A 15333-nucleotide genomic window follows, 5' to 3' on the forward strand; every position below is an offset into this window, starting at 1 on the left:
ACCCGGGAGCCTTGGTCGCAGGAATCAGCGTATGCCTCCTTGCGGCACTCGCTCTCGTTCTCTTCGTGATCGCACCGCCGGCACCGCGAGTTGCGGCCGAGCGACGTCGCGCCCCTGGAGTGGAGTACGTTTCTGCGCTATCCCGCATCACGCAACGCACCACCGAGGTGATCGATAGCGCCACATCCCGGCGCACGCGCCGATTTTTCGGCCCTGAAGAGCTCGAACTGGCAGGAGTCAAGTCGGAGCCGAGTGCGTTCCTCATCATGGTTGCGTCGTCGGCGAGCGTGCTCGCATTGGTCGGAGTGCTCCTCGGCTTCGCCAGCGGGACTTCTCTGCTCTGGGGGCTCGTGTTCGCGCTCTTCGCGCCCATCGGAGCGAAGCTCGTGCTTATCAACCGGACGGCTCGCCGGCGCGCGCGGTTCTCCGATCAGGTCGACGACACCGTGCAGCTGATGGCTGGTGGCTTGCGCGCGGGTCATGGGTTATCGCGCACGGTGGCGGCGGTTGCGAACGATGCCGAGGCACCGACCAGCGAGGAACTCGCTCGCGTCGTGAATGAGACTCGTCTTGGTCGGAACCTTGCGGAGTCCATGGCCGTGACAGCACAGCGAATGCAAAGCCCCGACTTCGAATGGGTGGCGCAAGCGATCGCGATCAACCAAGAGACCGGTGGCAACCTCGCCGAAGTACTCGACCAAGTTGGCAAGACGATTCGACAGCGCAACGAGATCCGTCGCCAAGTTCGAGCGCTGAGCGCTGAGGGTCGACTGTCCGCTGTCGTGCTCGTGACCCTGCCGATCGCCGTATTCCTGTTTCTCGCCTTGGTGCAGCCGAATTACGTCACAGTCTTCTTCACCAATCCGATCGGCATCATCGCGCTCATCGTCGCGATCTTGCTCCTGATACTTGGCGCGATCTGGGTTTCGTTCGCCGTGAAGGTGAAGTTCTGATGGCGCCCGCGGCAGTTGCCTATATCGCGATCGCGGTCACCGCTGTATCGCTCGGTCTCCTTGTGTTCTTCCTCTTCCCGTCGCGCAAGTCGGCCGCCGAGCCGTCGTCGGAGTCGACTTCGGCGATCGGGCCGGTTCAACAGTCGAGCTTCAGCGCCACGATCATCGCCGCAGCTCCACGTGGCTATGTGGGCTGGATCGAGAAGCAGGTCGTGTTCGCCGGGCGGCCGATCGGATGGACAGTACAGAGAATCGTCACGTGGAAGATCATTCTGGCGCTGTTCGGCGTGGTCTTCGGGACAATGTTCATCTTCAGTGGCGGGCCGAACGCGCTCAAGGTCCTGCTCGTCATCGCAGGAACCGTTCTTCTGTTCTTCCTCCCCGATGTGATGATCAACAGCCGTGCTCACGATCGTCAGCAGGCGATCAAGTACTCGCTGCCCGACACCTTGGACCAGATGACCATCGCCGTGGAGGCCGGCCTCGGATTCGATGCGGCGATGGCGAAGGCAGCGCGAAACAGCAAGGGTCCGCTGGCCGAGGAACTGATCCGTGTACTTCAGGACATGAGTATCGGTCGCAGCAGACGGGACGCGTTCACCGAACTCGAGGGCAGAACGAGCCAAGAGGATTTGCGGCGATTCATCCGAGCAGTGATCCAGGCGGACGCCTACGGGGTTGCGATCGGAGATGTCCTTCGTGTGCAGGCCGGCGAAATGCGATTGAAGCGTCGTCAGCGGGCGGAGGAACAGGCGATGAAGGTGACTGTGAAGATCATCTTCCCTTTGGTCTTCTGCCTGCTGCCCGTTCTCTTCATCGTGCTGCTGACACCCGCCGCGCTTGGCATGATCGAGACGTTCACCGGCATCGATACGCTCTGAAACTACGCGCGGTGACGCTCCTCGTTCGAGCCAGTCCTCCGGGAAACTCCGGCTCGCCGGTGCCGTGCGGTGAGCGTCGGTCGCGTAAGGTATAGCGGATAGAGCGACAGACACGCGACGGCGAAAGCAACGAGTGCGAGCGTCTCGTGGTCCATGAGAATCACGATCGACAGGTGAAGCCCGACACCCAGCAGCGCGGCCACACGACGGGTGGCCGAGAACCAGAGCCCGATTGCGATGACGATCTCGACGAGGATCGTCATGATCGCCGCGATCGTGTAGGCCTGCCACGGTAGTGTGATCCACACCCAGGTGGCGAGCGGTCTTCCCGAGGCGAAGGTCGGGTTTATCTTGCTGATCGCCGAGAAGAGATAGACGGCGGACAGCTGCGTCATCATCAGTAGCTGGGGCCAGAACGGCACGAATCGCGCCTCCGGTGCTGGACGTATTGACCAGGCGATGCCTGCCTTGGCGAAGAGGAGATACGTGAGCAGCAGCGTCACGAGCAGCCGGTGATTGCTGTAAGTCTGCTGGTCGGCCAGGAACGTGACGAAGCTCAGCAGCACGGACAAACCGGCGGCCATCTCAGTCCTCCAGCCAAGCGCCACGGCGCTACCGGCTGAGATCTGAAGGACCGTGAGGATGATGAGAGGCGCTAGTCCGATCGCCGGTGCCTCAGAGAACACTGGGGCCGCAAGCCGCCCGGAGGAGATGCGTTCGAGGATCTCGAATGCCTCAAGGGACATGAGCACGGTGGCGACGCCGATTCCCATCCGCGCGATCGCGACTGGGCGAGGATCGACTTGGAGCTCGATCAAGCGCATTCGACGATCCTTACCATCTCGAACTGCGTGATCTTGACGGCGGCGAGTCCCTCTTCGCTGGCGCAGACTTGCTCGGGAAGTGTCCGGCTCCAATCGATCTCGGGTCGAAGCTGGCCCACGAGAGGTTCCGCATCGAACGGACGCTCCCCCCCTTGATCGTCGATCACGGTTACCTCGATGCCACCTCGAGCCGAGTACATCTGGAAGCTGAACCGCTGGGGAGGCGCCGGAATGAATGCGATCGTTGGAACGATGATCTGCAGCGCGATCACGACGGCTATCGCGACAACCAGCCTTCGGGGATGTCGTACCGTCTGGCGCGCTGTCGCGGCTAGGGGGCGAGCGTGCACATGCCCACCTTAGGTGGCGTGCTCCTGGACGCAAACGCACCGGGCCCGATCCTGGCCGGCATCGGGAGTCCGGAGCGAACGTATGGGCGACGAATCCGTCGAATGCGGCCGATCATCCGACGTGCCTAGGCTGTCGACATGGCGGGCGACGGGGGCGTGGAGCGATCGCTGTTTGGAACACAAACATGGCGGCCCGACGTGCTCGGGCCCGGGTTCGAGCAGCTGACGCTTGCGCTCGAGGCTGACGACGAGGGCGAGGTCGTCGCGACGCTCGTTCGACATGTCACCGACGACGAGGGCGAGCCCGCGACATCCGCTCGCCGCCGGTGGCGCTGGCCGTGGGAACGCGAGCCGGAACCGCAGCCGACCCCCGCGGCATCCGGATGCGACGTGCTGTACGTGCACGGGTGGAGCGACTACTTCTTCAACCCCGAACTCGCGCGGTTCTGGAGCAACGCCGGCGCACGGTTCTACGCGCTCGACCTGCGGAAGTACGGGCGGAGCCTGCGGGAGTGGCAGACTCCCGGATACGTCACCGATCTCGCCACCTACGACGATGACCTCGAGGCCGCGCTCGAGGTCATCGCGCGCGAGGGTGGGTCGGAGGCATCCGCTCGGCCGTTGATTCTGGTCGGGCACTCGACCGGTGGGCTCACGCTCAGCCTCTGGGCGGCGCGCAACCCGGGGCGCGCGAGCGCGATCGTGCTGAACAGTCCGTGGCTGGAGTTCCAGCTGAGCGGGATCGGGCGGCAGGCGATCCAGCCGATGATCGGGTTCCGGGCGCGGCTCGCGCCCATGGGGCCGCTGCCGAACGTCGACCTCGGGTACTACGCGCGGTCGGTCGCGAAGGAGCTCGACGGCGAGTGGGAGTACGACCACGCGTGGCGGCCCGACCGCGGGTTCCGCACGCATCCGGCCTGGCTGACCGCGATCCTCGCGGGGCACGCGACCGTCGCCGCCGGCATCGACGTGGGGGCGCCCGTGCTGACGCTCGTCTCCGGGCGGTCGGTGCTGCAGGCGACGTGGGATGACGCGATGCTCACGTCGGACATCGTGCTCGTCGTCGACGAGATCGCGCGCCAGTCGCTGAAGCTCGGGCCGAACGTCACGGTTGCGCGCATCGACGGGGCGCTGCACGACGTGTTCCTGTCGCGGGAGCCGGCGCGGGCGGCGGCGTATGCGGCGGTCACGCGGTGGTTGCAGGGGTACAGGCCGCGCGGGTGAGACCCTCAGTGGTCAACTTGAAGACGCGGCAGTCGTCAAATTGGTGACATTCCGGTCGTCAGATTCGACGACGTGACGTCCGTATCGGTGAGGTCCTTGTCTCGCTGGAATCGAGATCCTCGACGCGGGAGGAGGTACACGTGATGACGACCGCACACGACCCCATCCACCCAGGAGAGATCCTGCTCGAGGAGTTCCTCGGGCCCCTCGGGATCAGCCAATACCGTCTCGCGCTCACCGTCGGAGTTCCGCCCCGGCGGATCAACGAGATCGTCCACGGCAAGCGGGCCATCACGCCCGATACAGCGCTGAGGCTCTCTCGCGCGCTCGGGACGAGCGAACGGTTCTGGCTCAACCTCCAGAATCGGTACGACCTCGACGTCGAGCGAACTGCGCATCAAAGCGAACTGGACGCGATCACGCCACTCGTCGCCAGCGCGTGAAGACGCCGCGGCGCGGCATCCGCTCGCCCTGGAACCGGGAGGCGGGCGTCAGCGGAAGTTGACGAACTGGAGGTCGACGTCGAGGTCGGCGGCCTTCAGCAGGCGGATGGTCTCCTGCAGGTCGTCGCGGCTCTTCGACGAGACGCGCAGCTCGTCGCCCTGGATCTGCGACTTCACCGACTTCGGCGCCTCGTCGCGGATGAGCTTGCCGATCTTCTTCGCGTGCTCCTGGTCGATGCCGTTCTTCAGGGCGATCTCGATGCGGAACTCCTTGCCCGACGGGTAGGGCTCGCCCGAATCGAGCGACTTCAGCGAGATGCCGCGCTTGATGAACTTCGACTGCACGACATCGAGCACCGCCTTCACGCGCTCGTCGGTCGAGGCCTTCAGCAGGATCTTCTCGCCCGACCACTCGACCGACGCGCCCACGCCCTTGAAGTCGTAGCGCTGCTCGACCTCCTTGCGGGCCTGGTTGACGGCGTTCTCCGCCTCCATCTTGTCGACCTTGCTCACGATGTCGAACGTCGAATCAGCCATGCGCGCCAGTCTAGCGAGGGGCCGAGCGGATGCCACGGGGTGGCGGTCCGCGCGAACCGAGTGCGGTTTCTGCGGTGGAGTCCCCGTTCACCGCGCACTCGATCGCAGAAACGGCACTCGTGCGGCGGGCATGGAGCGCGGCGGGCACGGAGCGGGCGTGCGGCGGGCACGCGAGGCATCATGGAACCGACCCGCGAGGAGGCCCCGATGCCACGTGATCCCGACGCCGACGTGATCGTCGTGGGTGCGGGGCTCGCCGGGCTCCGCTGCGCGACGCGGCTCGCCGGGTCGGGCCATCACGTCGTGGTGCTCGAGGCCGACGACCGGGTCGGCGGGCGCCAGCGCACCGACGAGGTGGACGGCTTCCTGCTCGATCGCGGCTTCCAGGTGCTGAATCCCGCATACCCGGCGGTGAAGCGGTGGGCGGATGTCGCGGCGCTCGGGTTGCAGCGATTCCCGGCGGGCGTGCGGGTGCGTCGCGAGGAGCGCACGGTCGAACTCGCCGATCCGCGACGGCATCCGACCCGGATCCCCGCGACGCTCGCGAGCGGACTCGTTCGGCCGGGCGATCTGCTCGGGCTGGCCCGGTGGGCGCTCCCCGCCCTGCTGCGACCGCGGCGGATCATCGGCGGACCCGACCGTGCGCTGCGCGACGGCTGGGATCGCGCCGGACTGCGCGGACCGCTCCGCACCGAGGTGCTCGAGCCGTTCCTCGCCGGTGTGCTCGCGTGCGACGACGGCAGCACCTCCGACAGCTTCGTGCGACTGCTCGTGCGGATGTTCGCGCTCGGCTCGCCCGGCGTACCCGAACGCGGTATCGCGGCGCTCCCGGCGCAGCTCGCCGACGCGGCGCGTGCGGCGGGCGCCGAAATCCGGCTCGAGGCGAGGGTGCAGCGGCTGCGCGCGGGCGCCGGCCCGTCGGGTGCCGCCGCCCCGGCGGCCGCCGGCCCGTCGACGACGGGTGCGAGGCGCGTCGAGGTCGACGTCGTCGGCGCCGGCTCGCTTCGCGCCGCAGCGGTCGTGGTCGCGGTGGGGCCGGATGCCGTCGCCGACCTCGCCGGCGTGCCGCGTCCCGTCACGAGGGGCCTGCAGACCTGGTGGTTCGCACCGGATGTCGCGCCGACGACCTCCGCGACGATCGCCGTCGACGGGCGTCGCCGCGGGCCCGTCGTGAACACCGTCGTGATCTCGAACGCGGCGCCCTCGTACGCGCCATCCGGTCGGCATCTCGTCGAGGCGACCTGCCTGCTGCCGGCAGCCGCTCGGAGCGACGCGGCCGCCGCTCCGACGGAGCAGGACGTGCGCCGGCATCTCTCCGAGATCTGGGGCACCGAGGCATCCGCCTGGCCGTTGCTGCGACGCGACGACCTGCCCGACGCACTGCCGGCGCAGCCGCCGCCGTTGCGGACGACCACGCCGGCGCGCCTCCGCGACGGCGTCTACGTGGCGGGAGACCACCGCAACACGGCGTCGATCCAGGGCGCGCTCGTGTCGGGCGACCGCGTCGCCCGGGCGGTGCTCGCCGACCTCCGCGGCGCCTGAGCACGCATCCCGCGCCGGCTCCGCTCAGCGTGCGATCTCGGGATGGACGTGCGGCGGTCAGGCGGAGGTGAGTTCGAGCAGCACGAGCTGCGCGGGGAAGAGCACCGGGGCCTGGAGGCCCACGGTGCCGAGTTGGCGGCCGGTCATGGTGACGGCCTGCTCGGCCCAGGGCAGCGGCGACTGCCCGGGCCCGTCGGCCGGGCTGCCGGCCGCGATGCGCACGGTGTACCGGCGGTCGGGGTCGAGACCGGGAAGCGTGAACCGGCCGGGCGGAAGCGTCACGCCGGTGGTCACCTGCGCGAACGTGAAGAGAGCGGATGTCGCGTCGCGGGCGACCACGCCGCGGACGTCGGTCGCGGCATCCGTCGTGTCGGCATGGACGAGGACGCCCGAGTGGATCAGGTCGCGGTGGCGCTTGTGGCGCGCGACCCAGTGGGCGACGGACGCGAGGCCCGCGTCGTCGAGGTCGGTGAGGTTCCACTCGATGCCGAAGTGGCCGAGCATCGCGACGCCGGCGCTGAGGTCGAGGCTCACCGAGCGACCGGTGGAGTGGACCTCCGGGCTCGTGAGGTGCGCGCCCATGAGCTCGGTCGGCACGAGGAGCCCGGTGTACTTCTGGATCTGGAGGCGCTCGATCGGGTCGAGGGTGTCGGAGGTCCAGATGCGGTCGGTGTGCTCGAGGATGCCGAGGTCGACGCGCGAGCCGCCCGACGCGCACGACTCGATCTCGAGGCCCGGGTGGCGGCGCTTCAGGGCAGCGAGAAGTCGGTAGAGGGCGAGCACGTTCTCGTGCCCGCGGGGCCGGCCGGTGTCGGCGGCGCCGGCCTCGAGCAGGTCGCGGTTGTGGTCCCACTTCAGGTACGCGATGTCGTACTCGGCGAGCAGCGCGTCGAGTCGGTCGAGCAGGTACTGCCAGGCATCCTCGTTGGCGAGGTCGAGCACGTGCTGCTGCCGGGCCGGCACGGGCAGGTCGTCGCGGCCGCGGAGGATCCAGTCGGGGTGCTCGCGCGAGAGGTCGCTGTCGAGGTTGACCATCTCGGGCTCGACCCAGAGGCCGAACTCCATGCCGAGCCCGCGGACGCGGTCGATCAGCGGGCCGAGCCCGTGGGGCCAGACGCCCTCGTCGACGAACCAGTCGCCGAGCCCGGCGGTGTCGTCGCGGCGGCCGCGGAACCAGCCGTCGTCGAGCACGAACCGCTCGACGCCGACGCGCGCGGCGCGCTCGGCCAGCTCGCTCAGCGTGTCGAGGTCGTGCTCGAAGTACACCGCCTCCCAGGTGTTGAGGGTGACCGGGCGGGGGCGGCGCGGATGCTGCGGCCGGGCGCGGAGCTCGTCGTGGAACCGCCTCGACAGCTCGTTGAGGCCGTCGCCCCACGAGCCGATCGCCCAGGGCGTCGTGTACGACTCGCCCTCGGCGAGTTCGATCTCGCCGGGTGCGAGCAGCTCGCCCGCGGTGAGGAACGCCTCGCCGGTCGGGGTGCGCTCGGCGAGCAGGCGGTGATTGCCGCTCCACGCGGTGTGCACGGCATGCACGAGACCGCGTTCGAAGCCGAAGCCCGTGCGGCCGGCGGCGAGGAGGAGGCTGGCGTCGGAACCCGGCCGGCCGCGCCGGCTCTCGCGGAGGTGCGTGCCGATCGTGAACGAATGGCGCTGCGGGCTGCGCTCGCGGAGATGGCGACCCGTCGTGTCGAGCAGTTCGTCGGCGGTCTGCGGGACCGGGAAGGTCGGCGCGAGCGCCACGACGGCGTACGGCTCTGGTGCGAGGTTCTCGAGCGTGATGCGCTGGCGGAAGAGGCCGGAGTCGGTCACGCGCAACTCGATCGTCGCGGCGAGGCCGGCCGCGGCATCCGTCGCCCTGATCACGGCCGATGCGCCGTCGACGTCGACGGTCTCGGTCGCGAGCCTCGTCGAGAAGGCGCGGCCGCCGCGGTGCCCCGCGAGACCGGGGGTGCCAAGCCAGCCCTCCGACTCCTGGGGGATGAGCGTGAGGGCTGCCGGACGGTCGAGGTTGCCGGAGACGCGCTGGGGGAGCGCGGCGACCGCCATCGCCTCGAGGTCGTCGGGGGTGAGCGCGCCGAGGTCGGGGCCCCAATGGACGATCGTCGGGAGGGCGGCGCGGGCGGCGTCGATCACGACGCCGGTGCCGCCGTTGCGGAGATGGATCGGCGCTGATCGGGGCATGACTAATTTCTAGGCTGGAAATAAGCCGATGTCAAACACTGCGGAGGCTTGCGATCCAGGGGGCAGAGGCGTTGCGGTTCGTGTCATGATGGAAGGAATCGTGATGAGGGGGCGCCGATGACGCAGGTCGGACTCGGCGACTCCGCACGCGACGTCGCCCGCGAGGTGCTCATCCACGGCCCCATCTCACGTGCCGAGCTCGGGCGGCGCCTCGGCCTCTCGCCGGCGAGCCTCACGCGGCTGTCGAAGCCGTTCCTCGACCGCGGACTCTTCGTCGAGACCGCCGAGGCCGTGCAGGGCGCCACCGGCCGGCCGGCGCGACCGCTCGACGTGCGCGTCGACGCGCAGCGGTTCGTCGGCATCAAGCTCACCGGCGACGCGGCGTACGGCGCGCTCACCGACCTGCGGGCGACCGCGCTCGCGCACGCGACGCGGCGGTTCGACGGGCACGACGTGCACGGAGTCGTCGACGTGATCGTCGCCGTGGTGGAGGAACTCGTGGCCGCCGTCGGCGCCGGCCTCGCCGACGCTGCTGCCGTGGCGGACGGGCGCGCCGCGCCATCCGATCTCGCCGATCTCGCGGGTGCCGCCGGTGTCGCCGGTCTCGCCGGTCTCGCCGGCATCGGGCTCAGCATCGGCGGCAACGTCAGCGACCAGCGGGTCGTCGCCCGCGCCCCGTTCCTCGGCTGGCGCGACGTGCCGCTCGCGGACCTGGTCGAGGCGCGGCTCGGCGTGCCGGTCGACCTCGAGAACGACGTGACCGCCCTCACGACCGCCGAGCAGTGGTTCGGCCCGGCTCGCGCGCACGACGCGTTCGCCGTCGTGACGGTCGGCGCCGGCGTCGGCTACGGGCTCGTCATGCACGACCGCGTCGTCACGACCCCCGACACGGGCCTCGGCCTCGGCGGCCACCTGCCGCTCGACCCCAGCGGCCCGCCCTGCCTCGACGGCCACCGCGGATGCTCGACCGCGATGCTCGCGATCCCGAGCATCTGCGCGCAGGTCGGCATCGCGCTCGGACACGAGGTCGGCTACGACGAGGTGCTCGCGCTCGCGGCGGCGGGCCATCCGGCCGCCCGATCGGTGACGGATGCCGCGGGCCGCGCGCTCGGCCGCATGATGGGGTACATCGCGAACCTCACGATGGTCGAGGCGATCGTGCTCTCGGGCGACGGCATCGGGCTGTGGGAGGTCGCCGGTGACACGGCACGCGCCGCGCTCGCCGCGGACCGCGACCCCGAGGCCACCCCGGTCGAGGTGCACGTCGACGCGGCGGGCTTCGGCTCGTGGGCTCGCGGCGCGGCCGCCGTCGCGATCCAGGCGTCGCTCGCGCGCCTCCGCCTGCCCGCCTGACGCGCGCGCTCCGCGCTCGCGCCCTCGCGCTCGCGCCCGCGTGCTCGCGCCCACGCGCTCGCGCACCTCGCATTCGAGTGCGACCTCTGCGATGGAGTGCGGCCTGCACGCGATCTCCACCGCAGAAACGGCACTCGGTCGGACGCGGGGCGGTCGGACGCGGGCTCCTGACCCGCCACGCACCCGCATTCGAGTGCGATTTCTGCGGTGGAGACCCATTCGAAGGCGCACTCCACCGCAGAAACGGCACTCGGTCGGACGGGGGGCGGTCGGTCGGGGGCTCCTGACCCGCCCTGCACAGGACGCTCGGCGGTGGGCGTCGCCTCGACGTGGACGCCGGCACGAGACATCCGTGACCGCGACGGCACGATCGACGCGTGACCGAATCATTTCCCATTGCTGCACACGGGTTCGTGCTGGCACGCGACATGCGCGCGGCGGGGCGTGAGAGCGAGTTGTACGCCGCTGCACGTGCGGGCCGCCTCGAGCGGATCCGGACCGGGGCGTATCGCAGGCCCTCAGGCGCTGAGGCCGAGGCGTCCGGGCCCGAACGCGACGCCGCACGATACCGCGACCTCGTTCGGGCGGTCTCGATCTCGCTGCGCACGCCCGTCTTCACCTCGTACGCGGCGATCGCGCTCGCGCGGCTTCCGATCGTCGGGGCCTGGCCGAAGCATGTCCACGTCATGTCCCGTGACCCGTACGGGAGCCGTCGCGGCGATGTCGTACGGGTCGCACGTGTCACTGACGACCTCCCCGTCATCACCACCGGGGGGCTCGCGACGACGTCGATGGAGTTCAGCCTCATCCAGCTCTGCCGCCATGCACCGCTCGCGGCCGCACTCGTCGCGCTGGATGCCGCGTTCCATGTCTCGCGCGCGCGGAACGCACCTGATCCGTACAGCACGATCGAGGCCGTTCGGGCGGAACACGACCGCCTCCTGCCGTACCACGGAAGTCGCCGCGTCGAGGCCGCCCTGTCGCGGGCGACGACCGATTCGGACAGTCCGCTCGAGACGATGAGCCGGCTCGTCATCGAGGAGTTCGGCTTCCCGGAGCCCGTGCTCCAGCATCGGATGCGGCTGCCGGAGCTTCACCGCGATGCACTGCTGGACTTCTGGTGGCCCGAACACCGCATCGTCGGCGAGGCGGACGGGAGGGGGAAGTACATGAGCGGTGGGAGCGCCGCCGATGCGGTCCTCGACGAGAAGGCCCGCGAGGACGCCATCCGATCGCAGGTCGCCGGCTTCGTTCGGTGGGACTGGAGCGACCTGTGGCGCCGAGAGCCGATCCGGGATCGGCTGCTCGCCGTCGGCCTTCCCGTGGTACGGAGGCCGCTGCACCTGATCGTTCACCGTTGATCTTCGATCCATCGGAGTGCGGTTTCTGCGGTGGAGATCGCGTGCAGGCCGCACTCCATCGCAGAAGTCGCACTCGAATGAAGGGTGCGGGGTGTGGGGTGAGGGGTGCGGGGCGCGTCAGCGCTCCGGGGGCACCGCAGTGGAGGACCGCACGCGCAGCTCGAACGGCAGCGGAGTCGCGGCGGGAGGCGCGGCATCCGGACCGGGCTCGAGCTGCTCCATGAGGATCTCGACCGCCTTCTCGCCCTGGCCGCGCGGGAACTGCGCCACCGTCGAGAGCCCGAAGAACTCGGAGAGGTCGTAGTCGTCGATGCCGATGATCGAGACGTCGCGCGGCACGACCATGCCCAGGTCGCGCGCGGCGAGGATCGACCCGATCGCCATCTCGTCGGACGCGGCGAAGATCGCGGTCGGCCGGTCGTGCGGCACGCCGAGCAGCTGCTTGGCCGCGTGGTACCCGCCCTGGACCGTGAAGTCGGCCGGCGCGAAGATGCTCGGGTCGGGCTCGACGCCGGCATCGCGCAGCGCGGCCTCGTACCCGAGCCGACGGTTCGTCGGCAGGTGGAAGTCGAGGTCGAACTCGAGGTCGCCGCCGATGTGGGCGATGCGGCGATGCCCGAGGGCGATGAGGTGCTCCGTCGCGAGTCTCGCGACCGCCGCATCGTCGATCGTGAGCGTGCGGACGCCCAGGATCGGCCCGCCGACGCCGACGAGCGGCTTGCGCAGCTCGTGCAGGCGCTGCACCTCGTGCTCGGTGAGCTCGAGCGAGACCGCGACGACCGCGTCGACCCGCTGCCGCAGCAGGAAGTGCTCGAACACGCTCGACCGCTCGCGCCCGTCGCCCGACAGGTTGTACAACGTCACGTCGTAGCCGTGCCGGAGCAGCGCCTGCTGCGCGCCCTCGAGCACCGACGAGAAGAACCACCGGTTGAGGAACGGGATCACCACGCCGACATTGCGCGTGCGACCCGATGCGAGGCTCGACGCGTTCGACGACACGACGTAGCCGAGCTGCGCCGCGGCATCCACCACCTTCGCCTTCGACGCCGGGGAGACGTGGCCGCGGCCGCTCAGGGCGCGCGAGACCGTCGCGGTGGAGACCCCCGCGAGCTTGGCCACCTCTTCGATGCCGACCATGGATCCCTCGCTGACGCCCGCCGCCTGGGCGCGGAACGGGACAGCCGATCCTACCGTCGCGCGGAGTGGCGCGTGCGCGGACCGCCGGGCGTGCGGTAGAAAAGAGCGGGTCCGGGGCGGGCCTTCGGGGGGCCTGGCTTGCCCAACCCACCTCTACTCGAAGGGAACACCGCCGTGAAGTGGGTCAAGCGCATCGCCATCGGACTCGTCGTCGGGTTCGCCCTGTTCTACACGATCACCCGGCCCGAAGACGCCGCGAACGCCGTCCAGGGTGCGTTCGCCGCCGTCTGGGGCGCCGCCGAATCCGTCGGCCGGTTCTTCACGTCGCTCGCCTCCTGACGGAGACCCCGTGAGCTCCGACGCCCGCAGCATCTTCGACCCGCACGTCGAGCGGTTCCTCATCGCCGACGAGGGCGAGGTCGTCGTCGACGAGGTCGCGAAGCACTGGGCGGCGATCGTGACGCCGGTGCTCGGGCTCGTGGCATCCGTACCGCTGCTGCTGCTCGCATTCGTCGTGCCGCCGCAGGCGTGGTGGCTGCCCGCGGTGCTCGCGATCGGGCTCGCGTGCTACTGCCTGTGGCGCATCCTGCAGGCCCAGATGGACCGATTCGTCATCACGAACATGCGCGTGTTCCGCGTGCACGGCATCCTCAGCCAGAACATCGCGACCATGCCGCTCTCGCGGATCCTCGACATCTCGGTGCACCGGCCGGTCGTCGGCCGCATCTTCGGCTTCGGCCACATCATCTTCGAGTCGGCGGCGCAGCGGCAGGGGCTCAACGAGATCCGGTTCGTGGGATCGCCGAACGAGCGCGACCTCACGATCCAGCGGGTCATCGCGCGGGCCGGCCTCCGCGGGCCGGTGAACCGTGCGACCGGTGCGCCGCTGGGGCCGGGCGGTGCCGCCGCGGCGGCCGGTGCGCAGTCCGCGTCGGCGACGGGCGCGGTCCCGCGCGACGGCTCCGCGACCGCGGAGCGGCCCGACGGTCTCGGGCCGAACGACACGGTCCCGATCCAGAGGCTCTGAGGTCCCGCAGCCGCGCCGCCGGCGCCGCTCAGGCCGCCGCTCGCCTCGATTTCACGCATCGGCCCACCGCGGGTATCCTTGTGTGGCCCCCGGTCATGTGAAGAACGTGGTCGGGCGTTCGGCGAGTTACCCAAGCGGCCAAAGGGATCTGACTGTAAATCAGCTGTCTACGACTTCGGGGGTTCGAATCCCTCACTCGCCACCATGTGGAAGCCCCGGTTCGCCGGGGCTTCTTCCGTAGAGGCGAGCGGATGCGGCGGGGCGGATGCCGCGACCTCGCGCGTCACCTCCGCACGGCGGGCGCAGGGGCGGGCGTAGCGTGGTGGCATGACCCAGAACGCCGCGGACGCGGCATCCGTCGACCTGCTCGCCATCGCCCGCCGGATCTCGACGACCGTCGCCCAGACCGCGCTCGAGGAACGCCGCCGCGGCATCTCGGTGGCCGCGACGAAGTCGACGCCGACCGACGTCGTCACGGCCGTCGACCGCGACACCGAGGAGCGCATCCGCGCGATGATCCTCGACGCGCGCCCCGACGACGGCATCTTCGGCGAGGAGGACGACACGCACGTCGGCTCGAGCGGTCTCAACTGGGTCGTCGACCCGATCGACGGCACGGTGAACCTGCTGTACGACATCCCGTCGTGGTCGGTGAGCATCGCGGTCGTCGACGGCCCGCCCGACCCGGGCCACTGGCACGCGCTCGCCGGGGTGGTCGTGAACCCGGTCACGGGGGAGGTCTTCGAGGCGAGCGTCGGAGGCGGGGCTCGGCTCGTCGACGGCCTGGGCGAGCGCGAGCTGCGCGTGAACGAGGACGTGCACCTCTCGCGCGCGCTCGTCGCGACCGGGTTCGGGTACGCCGCCGATCGCCGTGCCGAGCAGGCGAAGGTACTCGTCGACGTGCTGCCGCGCATCCGCGACATCCGTCGCATCGGGTCGGCTGCGCTAGACCTCGGGGCCGTCGCCGCGGGCCGGCTCGACGCGTTCTACGAGTTCGGGCTGAATCCGTGGGACCACGCCGCCGGTGCGCTCATCGTGCGCGAGGCGGGCGGGCGGGTCGGGGGCCTCGGCGGAGCGGCCGAGAGCGACCGGATGCTCGTCGCCGCGCCGTCGCCGCTCTTCGACGAGCTCGCCGCCCTGCTGCAGGAGGCGGGCGCCTGAGGCCGGTTCGAGCCGCGTCGGCGAGTTCGCGCGGCGCCCCCGGGCGAGGTGCGTGCGAGGCTCGGGCGCGCCATCCGGATGACCTCCTCCGTATACCGCGTCGGCATGGCGATCCTCCCCTCGACCGGTTACGCTTTACCGATCCGTGATCTCGGCCCTTCTCGAGAACGCGAGCCCCCGTCAGCCCCCCGAACGAGCGAAAGTCCCCCACGTGCCCGAGAACCCCCTCGTGCCCGACCATTCAGCGCCAGGCACCAGAGACCGCGTGCGGTCCGAACGCACGCCGTCGCGCCGCGAACTGCGGGACCGCTCCCACACCTCCTCACCGGCCGAGCCGGCCGACCGACGGGTCGGCGACT

The 15333-nt window shown here is 70.1% G+C and carries 15 protein-coding genes and 1 tRNA gene; 11 read left to right on the forward strand and 5 right to left on the reverse strand.

Annotated features, from left to right (window positions below; genetic code table 11):
* Positions 1-65 precede the first annotated feature (65 nt).
* On the forward strand, positions 66-953 hold the full coding sequence (locus tag ACIQH8_RS16990) for a type II secretion system F family protein (RefSeq protein WP_401000865.1): 888 nt from the start codon (positions 66-68) through the stop codon (positions 951-953).
* A complete protein-coding gene (locus ACIQH8_RS16995; RefSeq protein WP_401000868.1) occupies positions 953-1834 on the forward strand; it encodes a type II secretion system F family protein in 882 nt (293 codons plus the stop codon). The genes ACIQH8_RS16990 and ACIQH8_RS16995 overlap by 1 nt, the downstream gene beginning before the upstream one ends.
* 2 nt (positions 1835-1836) lie before the next feature.
* Here the strand turns inward: ACIQH8_RS16995 and ACIQH8_RS17000 are convergent, their stop codons facing one another.
* Positions 1837-2658: an HTTM domain-containing protein gene (locus tag ACIQH8_RS17000; RefSeq protein ID WP_401000871.1), complete on the reverse strand. Its 822-nt coding sequence runs from the start codon at positions 2656-2658 to the stop codon at positions 1837-1839.
* Positions 2649-2930 (reverse strand): hypothetical protein, encoded by a 282-nt coding sequence (locus ACIQH8_RS17005; protein WP_401000874.1) that lies wholly within the window; start codon positions 2928-2930, stop codon positions 2649-2651. The genes ACIQH8_RS17000 and ACIQH8_RS17005 overlap by 10 nt, the downstream gene beginning before the upstream one ends.
* A gap of 216 nt (positions 2931-3146) precedes the next feature.
* Between ACIQH8_RS17005 and ACIQH8_RS17010 the strand changes: the two genes are divergently transcribed.
* Both ACIQH8_RS17010 and ACIQH8_RS17015 read left to right on the forward strand, forming a co-directional pair.
* Complete coding sequence (locus ACIQH8_RS17010) at positions 3147-4232, forward strand: alpha/beta hydrolase (protein WP_401000877.1); 1086 nt, start codon at positions 3147-3149, stop codon at positions 4230-4232.
* Positions 4233-4375: 143 nt separating this feature from the next.
* Entirely contained in the window at positions 4376-4675 is a 300-nt protein-coding gene (locus ACIQH8_RS17015) for a HigA family addiction module antitoxin (protein ID WP_401000974.1), read from the forward strand.
* A gap of 48 nt (positions 4676-4723) precedes the next feature.
* Here the strand turns inward: ACIQH8_RS17015 and ACIQH8_RS17020 are convergent, their stop codons facing one another.
* The gene (locus tag ACIQH8_RS17020; RefSeq protein WP_401000880.1) at positions 4724-5212 is read right to left on the reverse strand and encodes a YajQ family cyclic di-GMP-binding protein; all 489 of its coding nucleotides are present in this window, start codon (positions 5210-5212) and stop codon (positions 4724-4726) included.
* A gap of 207 nt (positions 5213-5419) precedes the next feature.
* Here ACIQH8_RS17020 and ACIQH8_RS17025 point away from each other — a divergent pair, with 207 nt between their 5' ends.
* Positions 5420-6754 (forward strand): FAD-dependent oxidoreductase, encoded by a 1335-nt coding sequence (locus tag ACIQH8_RS17025; RefSeq protein WP_401000883.1) that lies wholly within the window; start codon positions 5420-5422, stop codon positions 6752-6754.
* A 57-nt stretch (positions 6755-6811) separates the two neighbouring features.
* On the opposite strand, the gene ACIQH8_RS17030 is transcribed toward ACIQH8_RS17025, so the two are convergent.
* Positions 6812-8935, reverse strand: coding sequence for an alpha-galactosidase (locus ACIQH8_RS17030; RefSeq protein WP_401000886.1), 2124 nt, complete (start codon positions 8933-8935; stop codon positions 6812-6814).
* A gap of 117 nt (positions 8936-9052) precedes the next feature.
* On the opposite strand from ACIQH8_RS17030, the gene ACIQH8_RS17035 reads away from it, so the two are divergent.
* Both ACIQH8_RS17035 and ACIQH8_RS17040 read left to right on the forward strand, forming a co-directional pair.
* A complete protein-coding gene (locus ACIQH8_RS17035) occupies positions 9053-10288 on the forward strand; it encodes an ROK family protein (RefSeq protein ID WP_401000889.1) in 1236 nt (411 codons plus the stop codon).
* A gap of 377 nt (positions 10289-10665) precedes the next feature.
* Positions 10666-11649 carry a hypothetical protein gene (locus ACIQH8_RS17040; protein ID WP_401000892.1) on the forward strand — a complete coding sequence of 328 codons (984 nt, stop codon included), beginning with the start codon at positions 10666-10668 and terminating at the stop codon, positions 11647-11649.
* Between the two features lie 117 nt (positions 11650-11766).
* On the opposite strand, the gene ACIQH8_RS17045 is transcribed toward ACIQH8_RS17040, so the two are convergent.
* Positions 11767-12786, reverse strand: a complete 1020-nt coding sequence (locus ACIQH8_RS17045; protein WP_401000895.1) for a LacI family DNA-binding transcriptional regulator — start codon at positions 12784-12786, stop codon at positions 11767-11769.
* Positions 12787-12960: 174 nt separating this feature from the next.
* On the opposite strand from ACIQH8_RS17045, the gene ACIQH8_RS17050 reads away from it, so the two are divergent.
* The 4 genes from ACIQH8_RS17050 (at position 12961) to ACIQH8_RS17065 (ending at position 14974) form a co-directional block, all read left to right on the forward strand.
* A complete protein-coding gene (locus ACIQH8_RS17050; RefSeq protein ID WP_401000898.1) occupies positions 12961-13125 on the forward strand; it encodes a hypothetical protein in 165 nt (54 codons plus the stop codon).
* Between the two features lie 10 nt (positions 13126-13135).
* Positions 13136-13813: a PH domain-containing protein gene (locus tag ACIQH8_RS17055; RefSeq protein WP_401000901.1), complete on the forward strand. Its 678-nt coding sequence runs from the start codon at positions 13136-13138 to the stop codon at positions 13811-13813.
* Positions 13814-13933: 120 nt separating this feature from the next.
* A tRNA-Tyr gene (locus tag ACIQH8_RS17060) sits at positions 13934-14018 on the forward strand.
* A 122-nt stretch (positions 14019-14140) separates the two neighbouring features.
* Positions 14141-14974, forward strand: coding sequence for an inositol monophosphatase family protein (locus ACIQH8_RS17065; protein WP_401000904.1), 834 nt, complete (start codon positions 14141-14143; stop codon positions 14972-14974).
* The last annotated feature ends 359 nt before the right edge of the window (positions 14975-15333 follow it).

The organism is Agromyces sp. GXQ0307 (assembly GCF_044769845.1).
In the GTDB taxonomy this organism is placed as follows: Bacteria; Actinomycetota; Actinomycetes; order Actinomycetales; family Microbacteriaceae; genus Agromyces.